Annotated in this window: 19 protein-coding genes; 8 read left to right on the forward strand and 11 right to left on the reverse strand. The window is 65.2% G+C overall.

Annotated features, from left to right (window positions below):
- Nucleotides 1–22 precede the first annotated feature (22 nt).
- Together ACU4IU_RS13235 and ACU4IU_RS13240 are read left to right on the forward strand one after the other, a co-directional pair.
- Nucleotides 23–454 carry a helix-turn-helix domain-containing protein gene (locus ACU4IU_RS13235; RefSeq protein WP_446656984.1) on the forward strand — a complete coding sequence of 144 codons (432 nt, stop codon included), beginning with the start codon at nucleotides 23–25 and terminating at the stop codon, nucleotides 452–454.
- Between the two features lie 6 nt (nucleotides 455–460).
- A complete protein-coding gene (locus ACU4IU_RS13240; RefSeq protein ID WP_446656985.1) occupies nucleotides 461–919 on the forward strand; it encodes a hypothetical protein in 459 nt (152 codons plus the stop codon).
- Between the two features lie 92 nt (nucleotides 920–1,011).
- On the opposite strand, the gene ACU4IU_RS13245 is transcribed toward ACU4IU_RS13240, so the two are convergent.
- Complete coding sequence (locus ACU4IU_RS13245; RefSeq protein ID WP_446656986.1) at nucleotides 1,012–1,668, reverse strand: helix-turn-helix domain-containing protein; 657 nt, start codon at nucleotides 1,666–1,668, stop codon at nucleotides 1,012–1,014.
- A 221-nt stretch (nucleotides 1,669–1,889) separates the two neighbouring features.
- On the opposite strand from ACU4IU_RS13245, the gene ACU4IU_RS13250 reads away from it, so the two are divergent.
- Complete coding sequence (locus ACU4IU_RS13250) at nucleotides 1,890–2,891, forward strand: ABC transporter substrate-binding protein (RefSeq protein WP_446656987.1); 1,002 nt, start codon at nucleotides 1,890–1,892, stop codon at nucleotides 2,889–2,891.
- Between the two features lie 111 nt (nucleotides 2,892–3,002).
- Nucleotides 3,003–3,419 carry an EVE domain-containing protein gene (locus tag ACU4IU_RS13255; protein ID WP_446656988.1) on the forward strand — a complete coding sequence of 139 codons (417 nt, stop codon included), beginning with the start codon at nucleotides 3,003–3,005 and terminating at the stop codon, nucleotides 3,417–3,419.
- 27 nt (nucleotides 3,420–3,446) lie between these two features.
- Here the strand turns inward: ACU4IU_RS13255 and ACU4IU_RS13260 are convergent, their stop codons facing one another.
- Nucleotides 3,447–3,677 (reverse strand): hypothetical protein, encoded by a 231-nt coding sequence (locus ACU4IU_RS13260; RefSeq protein WP_446656989.1) that lies wholly within the window; start codon nucleotides 3,675–3,677, stop codon nucleotides 3,447–3,449.
- A 146-nt stretch (nucleotides 3,678–3,823) separates the two neighbouring features.
- Here ACU4IU_RS13260 and ACU4IU_RS13265 point away from each other — a divergent pair, with 146 nt between their 5' ends.
- Nucleotides 3,824–5,419 carry an SDR family oxidoreductase gene (locus ACU4IU_RS13265; protein WP_446656990.1) on the forward strand — a complete coding sequence of 532 codons (1,596 nt, stop codon included), beginning with the start codon at nucleotides 3,824–3,826 and terminating at the stop codon, nucleotides 5,417–5,419.
- Here the strand turns inward: ACU4IU_RS13265 and ACU4IU_RS13270 are convergent.
- Genes ACU4IU_RS13270 through ACU4IU_RS13300 form a run of 7 tightly spaced genes read right to left on the reverse strand, consistent with a single transcriptional unit; the run spans nucleotide 5,377 to nucleotide 11,832 of the window.
- Nucleotides 5,377–6,243 carry an NAD-dependent dehydratase gene (locus ACU4IU_RS13270; RefSeq protein ID WP_446656991.1) on the reverse strand — a complete coding sequence of 289 codons (867 nt, stop codon included), beginning with the start codon at nucleotides 6,241–6,243 and terminating at the stop codon, nucleotides 5,377–5,379. The genes ACU4IU_RS13265 and ACU4IU_RS13270 overlap by 43 nt on opposite strands.
- A complete protein-coding gene (locus ACU4IU_RS13275) occupies nucleotides 6,240–7,700 on the reverse strand; it encodes a cryptochrome/photolyase family protein (RefSeq protein ID WP_446656992.1) in 1,461 nt (486 codons plus the stop codon). Before ACU4IU_RS13275 ends, ACU4IU_RS13270 begins: the two co-directional genes overlap by 4 nt.
- Nucleotides 7,700–9,274 carry an FAD-dependent oxidoreductase gene (locus ACU4IU_RS13280; protein WP_446656993.1) on the reverse strand — a complete coding sequence of 525 codons (1,575 nt, stop codon included), beginning with the start codon at nucleotides 9,272–9,274 and terminating at the stop codon, nucleotides 7,700–7,702. Before ACU4IU_RS13280 ends, ACU4IU_RS13275 begins: the two co-directional genes overlap by 1 nt.
- The gene (locus ACU4IU_RS13285; RefSeq protein ID WP_446656994.1) at nucleotides 9,271–9,594 is read right to left on the reverse strand and encodes a lycopene cyclase domain-containing protein; all 324 of its coding nucleotides are present in this window, start codon (nucleotides 9,592–9,594) and stop codon (nucleotides 9,271–9,273) included. The genes ACU4IU_RS13280 and ACU4IU_RS13285 overlap by 4 nt, the downstream gene beginning before the upstream one ends.
- The gene (locus ACU4IU_RS13290) at nucleotides 9,591–9,986 is read right to left on the reverse strand and encodes a lycopene cyclase domain-containing protein (RefSeq protein ID WP_446656995.1); all 396 of its coding nucleotides are present in this window, start codon (nucleotides 9,984–9,986) and stop codon (nucleotides 9,591–9,593) included. Before ACU4IU_RS13290 ends, ACU4IU_RS13285 begins: the two co-directional genes overlap by 4 nt.
- Entirely contained in the window at nucleotides 9,983–11,257 is a 1,275-nt protein-coding gene (locus ACU4IU_RS13295; protein ID WP_446656996.1) for a cytochrome P450, read from the reverse strand. The genes ACU4IU_RS13290 and ACU4IU_RS13295 overlap by 4 nt, the downstream gene beginning before the upstream one ends.
- Nucleotides 11,254–11,832, reverse strand: coding sequence for a MarR family winged helix-turn-helix transcriptional regulator (locus ACU4IU_RS13300; protein ID WP_446656997.1), 579 nt, complete (start codon nucleotides 11,830–11,832; stop codon nucleotides 11,254–11,256). Before ACU4IU_RS13300 ends, ACU4IU_RS13295 begins: the two co-directional genes overlap by 4 nt.
- A gap of 115 nt (nucleotides 11,833–11,947) precedes the next feature.
- On the opposite strand from ACU4IU_RS13300, the gene ACU4IU_RS13305 reads away from it, so the two are divergent.
- From ACU4IU_RS13305 to crtI, 3 genes are read left to right on the forward strand one after another with little or no spacing between them, the layout of a single operon-like run.
- On the forward strand, nucleotides 11,948–13,111 hold the full coding sequence (locus tag ACU4IU_RS13305; protein WP_446656998.1) for a polyprenyl synthetase family protein: 1,164 nt from the start codon (nucleotides 11,948–11,950) through the stop codon (nucleotides 13,109–13,111).
- Nucleotides 13,108–14,034, forward strand: a complete 927-nt coding sequence (locus ACU4IU_RS13310) for a phytoene/squalene synthase family protein (RefSeq protein ID WP_446656999.1) — start codon at nucleotides 13,108–13,110, stop codon at nucleotides 14,032–14,034. Before ACU4IU_RS13305 ends, ACU4IU_RS13310 begins: the two co-directional genes overlap by 4 nt.
- On the forward strand, nucleotides 14,031–15,596 hold the full coding sequence (gene crtI / locus ACU4IU_RS13315; RefSeq protein WP_446657000.1) for a phytoene desaturase family protein: 1,566 nt from the start codon (nucleotides 14,031–14,033) through the stop codon (nucleotides 15,594–15,596). The genes ACU4IU_RS13310 and crtI overlap by 4 nt, the downstream gene beginning before the upstream one ends.
- 36 nt (nucleotides 15,597–15,632) lie before the next feature.
- Here the strand turns inward: crtI and ACU4IU_RS13320 are convergent, their stop codons facing one another.
- Together ACU4IU_RS13320 and ACU4IU_RS13325 are read right to left on the reverse strand one after the other, a co-directional pair.
- Nucleotides 15,633–17,459 carry a DEAD/DEAH box helicase gene (locus ACU4IU_RS13320; protein ID WP_446657001.1) on the reverse strand — a complete coding sequence of 609 codons (1,827 nt, stop codon included), beginning with the start codon at nucleotides 17,457–17,459 and terminating at the stop codon, nucleotides 15,633–15,635.
- 195 nt (nucleotides 17,460–17,654) lie between these two features.
- A complete protein-coding gene (locus ACU4IU_RS13325; RefSeq protein ID WP_446657002.1) occupies nucleotides 17,655–18,848 on the reverse strand; it encodes a phosphatase PAP2 family protein in 1,194 nt (397 codons plus the stop codon).
- Nucleotides 18,849–18,971 lie beyond the last annotated feature (123 nt).

Raw genomic sequence — 18,971 nt, forward strand, 5'->3', positions numbered from 1 at the left:
TTGTTTCTGTATAATGAACGATATGACTGCCGCGCGGAAGAATGCTTTGTCGACCCTGAATCCTGAGCTCGTGCGAGCGCGCGCAAAAGTTCTTGCGCGTGAAGATCGGGAGCTCAAGGCAGAATTGATCAGAATCCGCCAAGAGTCCGGTCTTACTCAGAAAGAGCTCGCCGACATCATGGGAGTGACGCAGCAGGCTATTCACAAACTTGAGCGATACGACTCTGATCCGAAAGCGTCGACGTTGCGACGATACGCGAATGCCCTCGGCGCGTTTTATGAACACCAGGTGCATAAGGATCAGGGGCAGTCGGTGTGGCTTGCAGCCCGCCGCGAGTGGGAGATTGCGCGAACGACAACTGTTTCAGTGTCTTCGGCTGGTGGTGGAAGTGCACCTGCCGCTGGTAGATCATGGCGCACCGTCAAGCAGTCCGACTTCGGACTTGCGAGGTGATCTTCCATGACGTTTGAAGGCGACGACCCTCTTGATGAAGTTCGAGCTCTCATGGACCAGGTGCAACTCGAATCTGTGGAATTCCATGAAGTGTCTGCCCGCCGTTTCGACTCCCGTTCGGACGGAGAGGACGGGGAGATCTCGATCGAAGTGCAGATCAGAGAAGGGCCAGGCGGGTTCGGCGTTCGGTTGATAGCCACCGCAGAAGTGGCAATTGGCGAAGCTGTCGTCAGCGTGGCGGGCGAGTATTCGATGTCTGAGGGCGCCGACCCCAGCAGTCGGACGATCAAGCAGTTCGTCAATGAAGTTGCTGTCATGACCGTGTTGCCCTACCTCCGTGAGGGGATGACCACGATCACCGCGAAAGTGTTCGGCAAGGCGCTGTACATACCGATCATTCCGCGTGGCGATATTGCCGTGGAGCTGGAAGGCGATGACGTTGTGGAAGAAGACGCTCAGGCGTAATCGGCTCATCCGAGCGTCGATCCACCCCGGCATCGGTCATAAGCTGCTGCTGTGATCTGGGCTGCGACGCCAGTGGACCGCCGAGGTGTCAGTCACCTTGTGCGGGAATCCGCGACCGCACCCGCCAGGTCGCCGGAGAGCTCTTCGCGGGTGAGGTGGGTGAGGCGACTGATCGCCCTGATGAGCCCATCGGATCCGAGGTAGCCGACGGATCGGGCAGCGGAGGCAACTGTGAATCCTGCGCGGATTCTGCGCAGGGCCAGGTTGAGTCGCTTCCGGGTCCTCCAATGCACGAAAGACATGCCCAGGTCGTCTTTGATGATCCGTTCGACGTGCCGTTTGCTCATCGAATGTCGCTCGGCAACGGCGGTCAACGGCACTATCAGGTTCATAGGGTCGTTCACGATCGCTTGGACTGCACGGTGCTGCGGTTCCGGAATCGGGAAGTCATCGACGGCGAAGGTGACCAGCTCTCCGTCGAGGGCTTCCCTGAGCGGCCGGCGCTCGGCCTCGCTGTTCGGAGACGAGGCGAGGATGAGCAGGGCGGTTTCGCGGATGGCAGTTGATCGGCGGATATGGAGGAACCCTTCGGGCGGTTCCGTCTGCGGTGACAGTCGCGGGCCGAGCATGATGGAGTCCGATTTCGTCGTGACCGAGTGGTCGATGCCCGACCCCAGCCACAGGCTGGACTCGGAGGCGAGGCTGAGATGCGTCATTCCGAACCCGCGTCCGCGCAGATGGACGTCCACGGAGCCGCTGATGACATGAACGAGCAGTGGGTATGAATGGCTGTGCCAATCATGCCCGGTGAGGAGCACTGGTCGTTCCGTCTCGCTGTCGTCTCGTCGCAGGCGAGCGTGTCGTGTTGGTCGGGTGATGATGTCGCCTTTGTCGTAAGTGGGCCGAGAAGTTTGGTTAGGCTGGGCTATGTTCTTCGAGTCTAGTCCGTGCCCGTCAAGCGAGGTAGTCAATGTCCGTGCTCCGTCGAATCAGTGCGCTCTTCATGGGGGCATGTCTTCTACTCATCACCGCTTGTGCAGGTCCCACGAATACGTCCGAGAATGGTCCCTCGGCGAATGGAACCGAGACCCGTACGATCGCGACCGAACAGGGCAAGGTCGAGGTTCCGGCCGATCCGCAGCGGGTGGTTGTGCTCAACTACGCTCTCGCCGGTTATCTCTTCGACCTCGATGTGCCGGTCGTGGGCACGACTCCCGAGGTCACGGAAACCGACGGGGAGTTCTCGCCGTTCTGGGCTGAGAAGGCTGAGGCCCAGGGAACCGAGTTCTTGCCGTGGAGCAACGATGGATTCGACCTCGAAGCCATCATCGAGGCCGAGCCCGACCTCATCATCGCCGGAGGGATCGGATTCCCGCTCAAACATGCGACCGACTCCTACGACAGACTGCAGGAAGTGGCGCCCACGGTACTCGTATCAGGAGACAAGCAGACCTGGCAGGACCAGTTCTCCTTCATCGCCTCCGAAGTGCTGGGCCGACAGGCGGACTATGAGGAGTTCGAGTCCGCGTATGAGGATCGCGCCGCCGAGGTGAAGGACACCATCTCGATCCCCGATGGAGAGATTTCCATCCTCACGCTCGACAGTAAGGACACTCCCTATATCCTCATCGAGGGCAAGAGCCTGTCGGCGGAGCTGGAGCCGCTCGGCTTCACAACCGCTCCGCTGTTCGAAGAGAACGATATCGAACCCTACACTGCGGGCGGAGACATGTTCGGACCCTCGCTCGAGGTTCTCCCGGACGTCCTCCGCTCCGAGACGTTGTTCGTGGTCGGCTTCAACAATGCGAGCATCGGCGTCGACGACCTCAAAGACGAAACGCCGTACGATCGCATACCCGCGTTCGAAACCGGTCAGGTCCACGATCTCCCGTACTGGTCGATGCGCGGCGACTATGACGAGGCGATGGCTCTGCTCGACATCGTCGAGGAAATGTTCCCCGCGAAGCAGTGACGACGAAGGCGGTCAGCGATCGGGCTGCTGGGGACGGGGGTTCCAGCTGCCAGTTCAACGGCGTATGGTCGTCTCAAAGTCGCTGTCGATCATCTGAAGGGGTGGGCCGCGATGAGCCGAGGTTGGTTGGCCGTGGTGTCTGCCGAACACGTTGCCATCGGAGTGCAGCGAGGTTTCGCGCAAGTCAACCACGGCAAGCGGTCACCGCTGGCGAAGATGGCTGCGGGAGATGCGCTCGTCTACTATTCGCCGACCACAGTGCGCGGAGTATCCGACGGATGCCGTTCGTTCACAGCAATCGGGACGTTGCCCGACGACGAGATCTGGCAGGCCGACGAAGGTTCGTTCAAACCGTTCCGCAGGCGGGTCGACTACCTGCCTGGAAACCATGTGCCGGTCAATGATCTGCGGGACAGGCTGGCGCTCGCTGCGGACGCGCGTTGGGGGTATCAGCTGCGCCGAGGATTCCTCGAACTGGACCCAGCGGACGTGCACATCATCCGCACGGCGATGACGGCACAGAAATAGTCCGCAGTCAGTGGACAGCGAAGGCGGTCATCGATCCGTTGAGGGCGAGTCGATCGTTGATGCGTCATCCTCGGAAGGCGCATCCTCGTTTCGGCTCTGATCCTCGCCGGTCTCGTCCTTCCGCCCGAAGTCGTCGGGGTCGACCTTGTCGAGGTACTCGGATGACGGTGCGCCTCCCGCCTCGTGGTCGAGGTTCTCCGCAGCCTTGCGCATGCCGTCTGATGTGCTGCCTTCGGTGCTGTTGTCGTCGGTTGACATTCTGACCACCTTTCGCTGGAGAGCGCGGACGGAAAATCAGTCTACGGGGTGGTCTTGAGCACGTCGGTCAGGCTTGAGGTCTGGAAATTTAAATACCTTTGAGGATAATGTATCCAACGGGTTAACGAAGTGTGTAGGGTTGGCTCATGGAGCCCCACCACTCGACGTCGCCCGGCGACGAAGTCATCCGACAGGCCCACATCCCGCGCCGAGTCCTCGTGCTCGGCGCGACCGGTTACATCGGCGGTCGCCTCGTGCCTCGACTTCTGCAGGCCGGTCACGAGGTCCGAGTCGGGGTGCGGCGACCTGAGAAACTCGAACAGGTTCCCTGGGTAGCCGACGTCGACGTGAGAGCTCTCGACCTCGACAGCGGTCGCGGACTATCCGACAGCCTCGTCGGCATCGATACGGTCTACTACCTTGTCCACTCCATGGGGTCCGGCGGGGACTTCGAAGCGGCCGAGGCCCAAGCCGCCAAGCGCTTCGTTCGTGAGGCCGCATCAGCCGGCGTGCGTCGCATCGTCTACCTCGGAGGGCTGCATCCGGAAGGGCGCAGATTGTCGAAGCACATGCGCTCGCGGGCGACCGTCGGACGGATTCTGCTCGACTCCGAGGTCAACGCGATCGTCTTCAACGCCGGCATCATTATCGGCTCCGGCTCCGCCTCGTTCGAAATGATTCGCCATCTCGCCCTGACGCTGAGGTGGATGCCGGCACCGGACTGGGTGGCCAACCGCGTCGAACCGCTGTCGGTCCGTGACGCTCTCTACTACCTTCTTTCCGCCGCGGATGTGGAAGGAGCGGTCAACCGCTCGTTCGATATCGGTTCGCGGCAGATCCTCACTTATGCGGACGTGATGCGGACCTTTGCCGCTGTCGCCGGCCTCAAGCCCCGTCACGTCATCGCGCTGCCGCTTCCCGCCCCGACCCTGTCAGGTATCTGGGTCGGGCTGGTGACACCGCTGCCGTTCCGCCTCACACTCCCGCTCGTCCAGTCTCTGCAGGAGGATGCGGTGGCCTCATCACACGATGTCGACGAGGTCATCCCACCGCCCGAGTCCGGGCTGATCAGGTTCGACGACGCCGTCCGACTCGCGTTGCGTCGTGAGGTCGAGGGCGCTGTGGATACGAACTGGGACGCCGACGCAGGAGGGCTCGACGAGGCTGCCCAACCGTTGCCCAATGATCCGCAGTGGTCGGGCAGGCGCATCTTCACCGATGAACGGTCGGCGACGATCCCCGGTCTCTCGGCCGCCGAGGTGTGGCCCGTGATAGAGGGCGTCGGCGGGTCCAACGGGTGGTACTCCTGGCCCCTGGCCTGGAAAGTCCGCGGATTCTGGGACAAAGCCGTCGGGGGAGCCGGCCTCAAACGAGGTCGGCGGCTGCCGGACACCCTGCGCATCGGCGACCCGGTCGATTGGTGGAGAGTCGAACGCCTGGAGCGAAACTCTCGCCTGTTGCTGCGCGCCGAGATGAGAGTCTCCGGTCACGCGTGGCTCGAATTCACACTGGCGGACTCCGACGACGGCTGCGAGTATCACCAGACAGCGACCTTCATCCCCACCGGGCTGCGCGGCCACATCTACTGGGCCCTCGTCGCCCCGTTCCATCGGTTCATCTTCCCCGCAATGGCGAAGAACATCGCCGCCGAGGCGCGGCGTCGTGTCCGACGGCGAATGATCCACGGAGCAGGCTTTGATCAGGAGCGGTCCATCAGCATCGATGCGAAGCCGTCCCGGTAGGTGGGGAACTTCAGTTCACCCACGAGCGAGCCGAAGCGAGTCCCATCGATCCGTTTGCCGCCCGGCTTCTCGTCCTCGACATGGCCGGGGACGGGCACGCCGAGGCGGTCGGCGATGAAGGCGGCGACCTCGCCCATCTGAGCAGGCAGGGAATCGACAGCGTGGACCAGGTCCGGCGGTTTCGAGTCAAGCGCCAAGCGCTCGAGGCCGTGGACCAGGTCGTCTCGGTGGACGCGATTCGTCCACCGCTGATGGTTGAACTGCTGTCCGCGTCGCACGGAGTCGATGAGACGGGTGCGGCCAGGCCCGTAGATACCAGCCGGGCGCACGATCGTGAGGTGGTCGAAGAGCTCGGCCGCCTCGGACTCGGCCGCAGCGAGGACCTCACCCGGCCCGGGCCCTGGAGCGATCGGAGCGTCTTCGGTGATCACACGCGTCGGGTCCTCAGCAAGGACACGCGTGGAGGAGACCAGGACGACTCGGCCCGGCTGTGACTCGAGCACGCGGGCCAGCCCCCGCACACCGCAGAGGTAAGAGCGTTCGTACCCGGCCCTTGTAGACTCGTCAGGAGTGAGGGTCACGATGACGGCGTCGAGATCGGCCAATCGAGAATCGCTGCGGGCGGAATGGTCCGCGCGACTGGCGGCGGGAGCACCGTTACGGGTGAGATCCATCGCGATGGTCTCGAAGGCATCGGGCAGTTCGGCGACGCGCCGACGCAGTCCTATCACCTCGTGCCCCTGTGCGACCAGCCGCAGGCCCAGTCTTGTGCCCAGGTCCCCGCACCCGGCCAGGAGAATCCTGCGTCCGTTCGTCGTGCTCATTCCGCCTCACTCTTCATCCGGTCATAGGCGGCCAATGCCGCTTGGCGCGATGCTTTGAGGTCGACGAGCGGCTCGCGATCGCCGTGTGACCGTTCCGTTCGGGTGAGACCGCCCGGTCCGCGGCCCAGCCACCTGCCGACGTACTCGTTGTGCGGGTCGAAGCGCTCACGTTGGCGTTCGGGATTGAAGATCCGAAAATACGGCGCCGCATCGGCTCCGCACCCGGCCACCCATTGCCAGGAGACGAGATTGTTGGCTTCATCGGCGTCGACGAGCGTGTCCCAGAACCACTGTTCGCCGTGCCACCAGTGGATGAGCAGATTCTTCGTCAGGAAGCTCGCCGTGGCCATCCGCACTCGATTGTGCATCCACCCGGTCTGCCACAGCTGGGCCATGCCGGCGTCGACCAAGGGAATCCCGGTCGTCCCGTTCTGCCAATGGTTGAGCGCCTCGGGGTCGTCCTCGTATGGGAAGCGCGCGAACTCCGGCCGCATCGGCTCGGACTCGACGTTCGGCAGATGGTAGGTCAGGTGCCAGGAGAACTCGCGCCAGTAGAGCTGGCGGATCCATGCGTGCCGATCATCGTCGCTGACCTCCGGCAGGTCCAGGGCCGCGGCCAGCAGCTGCCGCGGGGAGAGTTCGCCGAAGCGCAGTCGCGGTGACAGGCCTGACGTGCTGTCTGGGTCAGCCGGGACATCATGCGAATCGGCGTAGTCGTCGACCTTGTCGCTGAGGTCCGCCAGCGCTCGGGCCGCCTCTCGGCACCCGGGGCTCCAGTGTTCGGCCACAGTCGTCTGCCACCACTGTGGGGTCTTCGCCGAAGCGAAATCGCCCGAGCCCGTGTCAGTTCCGTCGAGGAGGCCGAGATTGTCGAGACTGCACACCCACGAGTGCCCTTCGAGAATCTGTCGGTGGGCCTTCGTCAGAGAGCGCTGTCTGCGCGGGGCGGGGAGGACATCTCCGACGCTGCGATCGCGTACGGCGTTGAAGTACGGAGTGAACACCTTGTAGAAGTCCCCACCCTGTGGGCTGACCGTCCAGGGTTCGACCAGCAGCGCGCCGGTATGGGAGTGCACAGCACACCCGGCGTCGGTCAGCTGTGTCTTGATCTGTGCGTCGAGGCGGCGGGAGGCCGGCGCATAGCGGCGCGACCAGCGCACGGCATCGACTTCCAGGTCCGCGGCCGCCTGCGGGACGATGTCCGCAGCGGAGCCTGCTGCGAAGATCAGCGGGATACCGAGCTGTGCGAGTTCGGTCTCCAGGAGGCGCAGCGACTCGTGCGCCCACCAGCGGGTGGCCCCGCCCAGCGGGCGTGGGCCCAGACCATCATCGTCTCGGCACTCCCTGATCCAGAGGCCGATCACCTGACCGTCGGCGCGGGCTGCAGTCAGGGCCTCGTGGTCCTCGACGCGCAGGTCGTCGCGGAACCAGACGAGGGTGAGATGCTCGTTGCTCATCAGTTGGTTTCCTTCTTCGCTCTTCGTAGACGACCGAGCAGACCGCGCCGCAGCAGCCCTTGCGGCGGCGGAGTCCAGATCGGGGTGCCTGCGACCCGCCAGGTGCTAAGCAGTTCGTTGGCGGCGAGATACCCGGTGGTCGCCGCGCGTTCCATCAGAGCCACCGGCAGTTCGCACCGAATGTGGTCACCGGCCAGGACCAGGCCGGGCAGCGTAGTGGAGACGCCCGGCCGGTCGGCCCAGGCTCGGGTGTCGCTGAGCCCGCAATCGGATTCGATGAGGAATTCGCGGTGGAGGATTTCGATGTGTCTGGTCTCCGGATATACCTCGTGCAGATCTGCCAGAAGCTGCTCGGCGACTGCGTCCTCGTCCACGGAGTCGGCAAGGGCGTAGGCATGGAGTTCGACGACGGATCCCGCGTGCTTCTCGGCCCACCGGGTGGCACCTGTCTCGAATCGTTCGAGTACGGAGACGTTGTCGAGCAGCTCAAAACCGCTGGTGCCCAGGAACGCGGGCCGGTCGGGCGCGACCGCCTCGGCGAACCAGAGCCGGAGCACTGCAAACGGTGGGGAGTTGCGCTGCGCGGCGACACGGGTGAACCAGTCATGCTGCTCCTGCTGAGCGGCCGAACCTTCCCGACCGGCACGAAGGGCCTCTGCAGAGTCGTCGTGCGCCTCGATCGTGGAGATCAGACGCCGAGTGCTCGCGGGGTCGGCGGCGAGGACGAGCGCATCGGAGTCAATGACCCCCGCAGTCGTGTCGACACTCCAGCCGCCAGGGGTTCGGGTGAGCGCGCGGGCTGCAGTGGTGGTCTCGATGCGCACTCCGAGGTCCTCCAAGTACCGTCCCAGCGGTGCCCACAGGGCGGTGTCGTAGTCGTCATCGGGGACGTCGAAGAGCAGCCCTTCGGCCGAACCGGCGAAGTAGGTGTGGAACATGGCGACGAGTTCCCCGGCGGAGAAGTCGCCCGGGTCGGCGAAGAAGGACCGCGCGAAGACCTCGAGGGCGAGGTGGCGCGCTTGCTCCGGGAAGCGGAGCCGGTCGAGGAACGCGGCCGCCGACTCCCCGTCATAGCGGGAGAACGAGTCCGGGAAGTCGACATCGATGAGTTCCAGAGCTGTGCCGAGGTCGACACGCGTCAGACCCAGCAGCGGGAAGGTCGGGCTGCTCAGCACGAAGCCGAGGAGATTCAGCGGGGGAGTCCGCGGGATCGAGGCGAAGGAATCGGTGGGTCCGCCTCGGCGAATGAGGGGATAGTCGGGGATCGGTCGGAGACGATCGAGGTCGGGGTCGGTGCGGCTGAGCAGGTCGCGCAGGTTGTAGTACTGCCGGAAGAAGGCGTGGAATCCCCGGCTCATCGTCCGGTCACCTGCCACCGGCCAGGCGCTGACCCGGCCGCCGAGGCGGGGACTCGATTCGATGATCGTGACTTCGGCTCCGCGTTCGGCCAGAATCGTCGCGGCCGACAGGCCCGCAATTCCGGCGCCGACGACCGTCACGGTCTTCGGGCGCAGCAGGCTGTGTCGTCCTGGGTCGGCGGGCAGCTGTCGAGCATGCGGATCGTGCGGGGTCATTTCGCCTCCTCGGGGCTGCGGTTGAGGTTCCACTGCCAGAGCATGAGCACCGCGGTGATCATGGCGAAGCCGAACCCGAAGTCTTCGATGGGGATGTCGAAGGGGACGCGGATGCCGAGGAACATGTCCGGGTTGTAGATGACGATCGGGTCGGACAGTTTCGTCAGCCAGCCGTCGACGAGGCATTGGAACCCCAGGCAGATGGCCAGGGCCGCCCAGTATTTCGCGCGGCGGAAGATGCCGCTGCGGAAGACGAGGAGTTCGAGTCCCACGACCACGATCATGCCGAGGGCGGTCATCACGGTGTACTCGGGGATCATCGGTGCTCGCCGTCGTTGGGTGGGCGGTGATCGGCCCTGCCCGGGCGGGCGAGGTTCGTCCGGCGACCGGTGCGGCGTCCCGCCCACCCGATCACAGTGCCGACCGCTTCGTAACTCAGCAGCGCGCAGACCGGGATGACGAGGAAGAACACGAGTTCCTCGAGCGGCAGGATCCCGAGGTCGATGCCCGTGACGAAACGCGGGTCGTAGGACCAGTGGTCGCGGGCGATGGCGATGATGTCCCAGACGGCGAATACGACGACCACCGGCAGCAGAGCCTTGAGCAGAACCTGCCAGCGACGGTAGACGCGGGCGGCGAACACGAGCTCGAGCGGCAGAGTGATGAGCAGGCAGGCGGCCATGAGGCCGAGGTAGTCCCAGTGTCCGATCATGGATGACTCCGCCGTGCGGGACCGCTGCTGCCGGGTGTGCGCGCGGGGCGGGCGGACACGTGGAAACCGAGGTCGAGGTTGCGGATCCGGTAGCCCTCGATGAGGTCGTCCCAGCCGACGGTGGGCTTCGTGAGCAGTCGCGGACCGCAGGAGAGCAGCCGGTGGAGAAGCGCATCGGTTTCGTACAGGGCCAGTGACTGTCCCGGGCAGCTGTGGGCGCCGTCGCTGAAGCTCAGGCCCGCGGCCGGGGCGGACTCGTTCCGATTCGGGCAGAGCGCTTCGGCGTCGGTGCCGAATCGGTCGGTGTCGATGTTGGTCTCGCGAACGCAGATGTCGATGAGGTCGCCGGCGGGAATGATGGTGTCCCCGCGGCCGTCGCTGATGTCGATGGGGGAGGTGGCGCGACGGTAGAGGTGGCCGACGACGGGTTCGAGACGGATGATCTCCTCGAGGATGGACAGCCGTCGAGGCTGCTCGGCCGCACGGTATTCACGTTGCAGCTCCTCGTTGTCGAGCAGATGCCAGCAGGCCATCGCGATGAACTCCCGGGTCGTGACCATGCCCGCGGTGCCGTAGGTGAGGCACTCGACTAGGATGTCACCGGTGCTGTGCCCGGAATCGAGGAGGTGGGAGATGACGTCGCTGCGGTGTCGACGTCGGTGGGCGCGGATGGCGGGGAAGACGTCGTGAGTGAAGAAACTGATGAGCGGCACGATGCCGTTGACCGCCGCCTGCGCCCATTGGCGCCTCGTGCGTCCCCAATCCTCTGCGGCAAGGTCGACCGGCGGCTGACGGAAGAACGCGGTGAGCCGCGCGGCCATGTCATCGGTGTCGGATTCGGTGAGTCCCACGACCTGCGATGTCACGTCGACCGTGAAGTGCAGAGCAGCCTCGTCGAGTCGACAGCGGCCCGTGGCGGCCGCCTCGTCGACGATCGCCTGGGCGGAGGCGGCGATGTGCTCGCCGTAGCGGTCGGCGATGACCGCCGGTGCGAAGAAGCGGGCGACCTCACGGCGCTGTCGGTCGTGTGCCGGTCCGTCGGAGATGAGGATCGGATGCGCGCGGAAGAGACCACGGGGGATCTTCTCCGCGGTGAAGCCTGCTTGAGTCGTCGACGAGCGGGCGCGCAGCACCTGCCGGGCCGGGGTGAGCGAGCGGATCCTCCACATCCCCCGGTCGGCCTCGACGGCAGGGGAGGCGGTCTCATCCGTGCGGCGGGCCTTGCGCAGACCCGCCCCGGAGCGTCGGCGCATCGGGGCGGTCGCGGTCACGGCTGCTTCGTCCAGTCGACGTTGTCCAGGGACAGTTCTTCGGTCATCCCGTTGAGGAAGCGGATGACGGCATCGCGTTCGCGGCTGGTGAGGTCGGCGGCGGCGTGGATTCGTCGGGCCTGCGTGCGCCCGACGGTCTCGCAGGCCGATCGGTTCGTCTCTGCCGTGACTTCGAGGGCGTATGCGCGGCGGTCACTGGGATGGAGCTTCCTGATCACGTGCCCTTCGCGTTCGAGGCGATTGATCAGCTTCGTCACCGAGGCCGCCGACATCGACATATGGGCCGACAGCATCTTCGGAGTCACGACCGCATTCTGCCGCTTCGCGGCGATGAGGTAGTGCATAGCACGCATGTCCTGCTCGCTGAGCTTCATGAACCTGCGGGAGGCCTCGGAGAGAGCGCGTTCGGCCTCGCGCAGCCGGGCGAGCGCTTTCATGACCGCAGCGATCTGCTCGCGGTCGGCAGCGGAGAGGTCGGAGGAATCGACGAGGTCACCGGGAAAGCTGGACTGCGATCCGGTGTACATGTTCTCTGTGATCGGGTCGTGAACGCCCGCGGCCTCCGTTGACTCCATAGCGGCATCTTACTGATTTTCAACCCTTGAACGCATAAGAATAACTCCGTGCATATAGTAACCTAAAGTGTAGTATATCGTTCAGGTTACTACAGATCGACCGAAGGACTCAGCGATGACCACTGCCGAGGGTGTCGGGTTCGGATCCCCCGTCACAGCCGACATCGAGTCCGAGGTTCGGCGTGTGCTCGATGCCCGGGCAGACCGAGTGGCGGCTCTGGGCCCGTCGATCATCGAGGCGTGGGACCGTCTCTCGAGCTGTCTGCTCGGGGGAAAGCTGCTGCGCCCGCGACTGCTCATGTCAGCCTTCGACGCGCTCGCCCCCGATCCGTTCTCGGATTTCGTCACCGAGGCGGCCCCGCTCCGATCGGGCGCGGCCGCCGACGGCGCGCCCGCGGGGAGAGGCCGGGCCCTGCGCATTGCGGCAGCCGTCGAGCTGCTGCACTTCGCTCTTCTTCTCCACGACGACGTTATCGACGGCGACCTCATGCGCCGCGGGCGCCCGAACTTCATCGGCCTCCTGCTCGAGGACTGGCAGGCTGCCGATGGTCCCGCCGCCGAGCCGACGTCGGGTGCCTCGGCGCTGCAGGCGGCACGCAGCACGGCGATGCTGGTCGGAGACCTGCTGCTGGCCTCTGCCCAGCAGATCGTCTTCAGTCAGGTGCCTTCCGGGGATGCGGGTGCGCGACTTCTGGAGCAGTTCGACCGAGCCGTGACCGAATCGGTGGCCGGTGAGCTGACCGATGTGGCGCTCAGCGCCGGACTCATCGGCGCGGACCTGGCCGGCGTGGTGGAGATGAGCCGTCAGAAGACCGCGACCTACTCTTTCGAACTACCGCTGCGTTCGGCTGCGATCCTCGCCGGTCACGGCCCGGAGGTCGAGGATGTCCTCGGCCGGGTCGGTGCCATGCTCGGGTTGTCCTACCAGCTCCAGGACGATCTGCTCTCGACCTTCGGGCATCCTGCAGACCACGGCAAGGACGCCTATTCCGATCTGCGGGAGGGCAAGGAGACGGCACTCATCGCCGTCGCCAGGCGTACGGCCGTCTGGCCGCTCATCGAACCGCACTTCGGAACCGGGGATCTCAGTGAAGGCGACGGAGCGAAGGTGAGGTCGCTGCTGTCCGAGTGCGGGGCCGAACGTGAGATTCGCGTGCTCATCGACGAACTCGCCGATAATGCGCGGGAACTCGTGGCGACCGCACCGTCGGGCATCGGGTCGGACATGATCGTGCTCATCGACGACCTCATCGCCGCACTCGACGGGAGACGATCATGAAACGCAGCGTGGACCGCTTGGGCCCCCTCGGGCGCTATTCCTTCGTGTCGACCCGGATCTCGCGGTCGGTCATCGGCGCGTACTCGACGTCCTTCGGTCTGGCGGCACGACTGCTAGGGCACCGCCACCGCGACCACGTGCGCAATATCTACGCCCTGGTCCGGGTCGCAGACGAACTCGTCGACGGGGTCGCCGCCGAAGCGGGCATCGCCATCGACGAACAGCATCAGATGCTCGACCGGCTCGAAGCCGAGACCGAAAGCGGGATGAGCCTCGGCTACAGCAGCAACCCCATCGTCCATGCCTTCTCCCGCACCGCCCGTGCGGCCGGATTCGGAGACGAACTGACCCGGCCGTTCTTCGCCTCCATGCGCACAGACCTGCAGACAACGGCATCGGGCGATTCGACCGCTGCCGCCCAGGGGCGGGTCGGCTTCGGTCGGAGGGAACATGCCGATTATGTCTACGGGTCTGCCGAGGTCGTGGGGCTGATGTGCCTGCGGGTCTTCGTCCGCGATGAGTCGTACTCGAAGGAGGAAGAACGGCTTCTCGAACACGGTGCCCGCAGCTTGGGTGCGGCCTTCCAGAACGTCAACTTCCTTCGCGACCTCGGCGATGACACGCAGCGTCTGGGGCGAAGCTACCTCACCGAAGAGGCCACGGTCGACGACCGAACGCAGGAGCGATGGATCATTGCCATCCGCGAACAGATCGCTGCCGCCGCGCAGACGATTCCGCTTCTGCCCGGTGACGCCCGCCTGGCAGTACTGTCCGCATTGCGGCTGTTCTCCGCGCTGACCGACAGATTGGCCGAAGTGCCGGCCGCAGAGCTTCCACGTCGACGGGTCCGAGTGACGGGCCCGGACAAGGCGGCGCTCGTCCTCCGGGCGATGTACGAGGTGCGGACGGGGGCGAAGCGATGAGTCGGGTGATCGTCATCGGCGGGGGAATCGCCGGACTCGCCACCTCGGCGCTTCTGGTCCGCGACGGACACGAGGTCACTCTGCTCGAACGCAACAGCCGCCTCGGCGGGCGTGCGGGAAGCGTCGAGGAACACGGCTTCCGATTCGACACCGGTCCTTCCTGGTTTCTCATGCGGGAGGTCTACGACCATTTCTTCGCACTGCTCGGTACGAGCACGGAGGAGCAGCTGGATCTGCGGCTCCTCGACCCCGGGTATCGGGTCTTCTCGGAGCCTGATGACGTGGCCGGTCTGCGGAGCGTGGAAGTGCCGCACGGCATCGAGGCGGTGGCCGACCTGTTCGAGAGCATCGAACCGGGAGGAGGTGCCGCGGTGCGGACGTATGTGAGATCCGCGGGGTTGACGGCCGAAGTCGCGCGCAGTCGGTTCCTCTACAACCCCTTCACGAAGCTGAGGCCGGCCCTCGGCCGGGATGTTCTCCGGTCTCTGCCACAGCTGACCCGACTGCTGCTGCGGCCGCTCGCGACATTCGTGGATCGGCGGTTCGAGGCATCGATCCTGCGCCGGATCCTGACGTATCCGGCAGTGTTCCTCGGCACCGACCCCAATCGTGCTCCCGCGATCTATCACCTGTTGAGCGCATTCGACCTGGATCAGGGAGTCTTCTATCCGATGGGTGGATTCTGGGCCGTCGTCGAACGTCTGGAAGCGCTGGCTCGCCGAGCCGGGGTCACGGTGATCACCTCGGCGGAGGCGACGGAAGTGATGACGCAGGACAGGGGCGGTCGAACAGTCGTCAGCGGAGTCCGCTGGACCGACTCCGACGGTCGATCGCATGTCGAACCGACCGATCTCGTCGTGTCCGCAGCCGACCTGCACCATACCGAGACCGAGCTGCTTCCGCCACGGCTGCGCAGCTACCCCGAGCCGGTCTGGTCGAAGGTGGAGAGCGGGCCGGGGGCGATCATCGCCATGCTCGGCATCGACGGGGCCTTGCCCGAACTCGCTCATCACTCGCTGTTCTTCACCGATGAGTGGGAGGAGAACCTGCAGGCGATCTTCGGTGCCGAGCAGAAGATACCCGAGCCGGCATCGCTCTATGTGTGCAGACCCAGCGCCACGGATCCCACGGTGGCACCGGCCGGGTGTGAGAATCTCTTCGTTCTCATTCCGGTTCCGGCGGACGTGGAGATCGGCAGTGGGGGATCGGACGGGAAAGGAAGCCCCGCCCTCGAGGCGGCAGTCGATGCCGCGCTCGAGCGCATCGGACTGTGGGCAGGAATCGAGGACCTGCGCAGTCGGATCAGACTGCGCAGGACCCTGGGCCCGGCCGATTTCGCCCGGGACTTCTACTCGTGGAAGGGAGGAATGCTCGGGCCATCACACATCCTCCGACAGAGCGCATTTCTGCGGATGCAGAACCAGTCACGACGCGTGGACGGACTCTTCTACGCCGGAGCAACGACCGCGCCGGGGATCGGTGTGCCGATGTGCCTCATCAGCGCAGAGCTTGTGGCCAAACGCATTCGCGGAGATCATTCGGCAGGGCCGACGCCCGCGTGATGTGCGCCGGTGCTCCGCTGGGATCGTCTGCTGGACTCAGCTGCTGGTCGAGTAGACCTGCTCGGATCCTCCGGTGCGCACCCGATTGCGGCGGCGGGTCTCCGGGCTGGTGCCGCGCGAATCGGATGAACGGCGGTTGGCCGGTTGACCGGAGCGCGTTGTCGAACCCTGACCACCGGAACGGCTGCTGCGAACCGACTCGCGACGGCGGCTGCCCTCGGCGCTGCGACCGCCCTGGCCGGCTCCGCCGCTGCGACCGGAACCATTGCCACGACCGCCTTGGCCGGAACCGGTGCCGCGGTTGTTCTGTCGGGAGGCGTTGCCGTTGCGCTCTCCGCCGTTGCCGCGGGACTTCTCGCGGCTGCGACCCGACTCGTTGACGGCGCCATCGCGGCCCGCACTTCCACCGCGTCCGCCACGGCCGCCTCGGCGACGGGGCGAGCGACCACCGGACTTCGCCGGTTCGGTCTTCTTGCGCGGCTGGACGGGTTCCTTCGGCTGCGGGGCGACGTATTCGGCGATCTCACCGACGAGCTCGGTCACCTCGGGGGACTCTGCGGTGACCTTATGCGGGGTCGCCTTGATGGCGGCCTTGCGCAGGAGCATCTGGGTGTCCTTGCGCTCTTCGGCGGTCATCACCGTGACGACGTCACCGGCGCTGCCGGCACGTGCGGTGCGACCGGAACGGTGCAGGTACGCCTTGTGTTCGGTCGGGGGATCGACGTGGACGACGAGCTCGACGGAATCGACGTGGACGCCGCGGGCAGCGATGTCTGTGGCCACGAGCACCTTCGCCTCACCATCGGTGAACGCGGCGAGGTTGCGATCGCGAGCGCCCTGCGACAGGTTGCCGTGCAGATCGACGGCGGGAATGCCCGCTGCCGTGAGCTGGCGGGCGAAGCGTTTGGCCCGGTGCTTCGTGCGAGTGAAGAGGATGCGGCGGCCCGTGCCGGAGGCGAGCTTGTGCACGAGTTCGTTCTTGTCGTCGACCGACACCTGGAACACGTGGTGGGTCATCGCCGAAACGTGGGAGGTCGCCTCGTCGACGGAGTGGAGGACCTCGTTGTGGAGGAAACGACGGACGAGCTTGTTGACGTCGTTGTCCAAGGTGGCGGAGAAGAACATCCGCTGTCCCTCAGCCGGGGTCTGGTTGAGGATTCGGGTGACTCCGGGCAGGAACCCGAGGTCAGCCATGTGGTCGGCCTCGTCGAGGATGGTGACCTCGATGTTCTCGAGCGTGAGGATGTCCTGCTGGAGCAGGTCCTCGAGGCGGCCGGGGCAGGCCACGACGATGTCGACGCCGGCCTTGAGTGCGACCTCCTGTCGCCGCTGCTTGACCCCGCCGAAGATCGTCGTCGTCCGCAAGCCCACGGCCTTGGCCAACGGGTCGATGACCTCGGTGATCTGCGTGGCGAGCTCACGGGTGGGAGCGAGCACGAGTCCGCGCGGATGGCGGAACTTCTGCGGACTCTTGCCGGATTCGGCCAGTCGGGCGACGAGCGGAATGGAGAATGCCAGGGTCTTGCCGGACCCGGTCTTTCCGCGGCCGAGCACATCGCGGCCGGTCAGCGTGTCGGGCAGAGTGTCCTGCTGGATCGGGAAGGCCTGAGTCTTGCCTTCCTTGCTCAGCGTGTCGACAAGCTTGGCGGGAACACCGAGTTCGGCGAACGAGGTGGGGGCTGAGGAGGCCTTCTTCGTGCGATTGCCCGTGCTGCTTGTGGTGGTGTTGCTGTTGCTGCCTCCGCGGGTGCGGGTGCTGCGGGGATTGGTGCGAGTCTGTGACGTAGTGATGGGGTGGCCCTTCGACGTGCCGGAGGGCGTGCCGGTGCCGTGAATAGGTGGCAGGCAGCCGCTTCCGGTCATGGAATGAGCGCTGTCGGCGCTCTCGATCGCCGAGAGAAAACGACTTCGGAAATGCGCGGGTGCTTTCACCCAGCTGCAGAGACGAGGCGTCCTGACGACGCAGGGAACCCGAAAACGGGTTCGCAAGTACCTTCAGTATACGGCCAGCAGAGCTCGGAGCAGAATCGGCCGGTGCCCAGCCCGGCTCAGACTGGTCTAAGCCGGACGCCCGACGCGCTCGTCGGGTGTCAGCTCCGGGGCGTCGTTCGGGATCGTGTCGAGCGGTTCGGGGGCGGCCGCCTCGGCGTCGAATTCCGGGTTGGGGACGGCATCGGTCACTGAGCTGGGCACGGTGTCGGGCACGGGGAGGGACACGGTCGAATCCGAGAGCTCATGTGCGGGCGCGACCGGCCGCGAACGGTTTCGGCGATGTCCGGTCACCCGAGCGGCGATCATCACCGAGGCCCAGCCGATGCCGATGCCCGCGATGTCGTCGAGGATGTAATGCCAACCGAAGTAGAGCGTGGCCACGACCGTCACACCGAAGAAGATCCAGGTGAACACCTGGACGGCGCGATGCTGTTTCGTCAGCGTCATGAATAGAGCGGCGGCGAAGGTGACGGAGACGTGCAGCGATGCGAACGCGGCGACACCCTGGATGGAGTCACTGCCGATCGGGTTGCTGAGGTAGTCGAGGCGAGTGTCGATGAGGGATTCCTGGAGCTCACTGACTCCGGTCTCGGGCAGCGCCCGGAAGACCTCCGGATGGCTGAACACCGGGCCGACCGATGGCAGGAGATAGTAGCTGACAGTGCCGAGCACCCAATTGAGACTCAACATGGTCGTATACCAAGCGCCGACGGCGAGTCTGCGATTGAGCACGAGGACCGCGCCGAGGCTGATCGGAATGAGCGGCAGGTAAGCGAGGTAGGCGATCGACAGCAGGTTCGCCGCGATGTCGGTGCCGAGGAGTTCGTGCAGGAGCACAGCCGGAGTGTTTCCGCCCATGAGCCAATGGTCGAGGCGGAACAGCTGCTGATCGAAGAGGGTGCCCTCGCGGAACACCGGCAGCACGCTCTTGAGATTGCGGTAGGCGACGTAGCAGACGTAGAAACTCAGCAGCCCGGCACCGATGCACAGCAGACGGTGTGTGTTCCACTCCTTCTTCGCGACGTCCACGACAGACGTCGGCAGATTTCGCCACCCGCTTCGCCGCACCGTTTCCACGATCAGCCCGCCGCCGATGAATCCGAGGACCAGCAGTGGCAGCCGGATGTATGAGGGGCCGAGGAATCCGTCGGGGTCCCGCAATGGGAGATCGAGGAAGAGGGAGGAGAACACGGCGGCCGCTCCGACGAGGAGGGACAGCGCCATGGCAAAGGTGTAGGGCCAACGTCGCAATCTGGTCATCGGAACACCGTAGTAATTCACTTTTAGTACATCTTCGGATTTCCCTCGGAGGCGGCTGACCGGAGCCCCGTCTCGCCCGCGCTGGCGGGGCAGAACAGAATGGTCCACCCACTGTGCGGCTCG

Source organism: Brevibacterium sp. CSND-B09, from assembly GCF_052906525.1.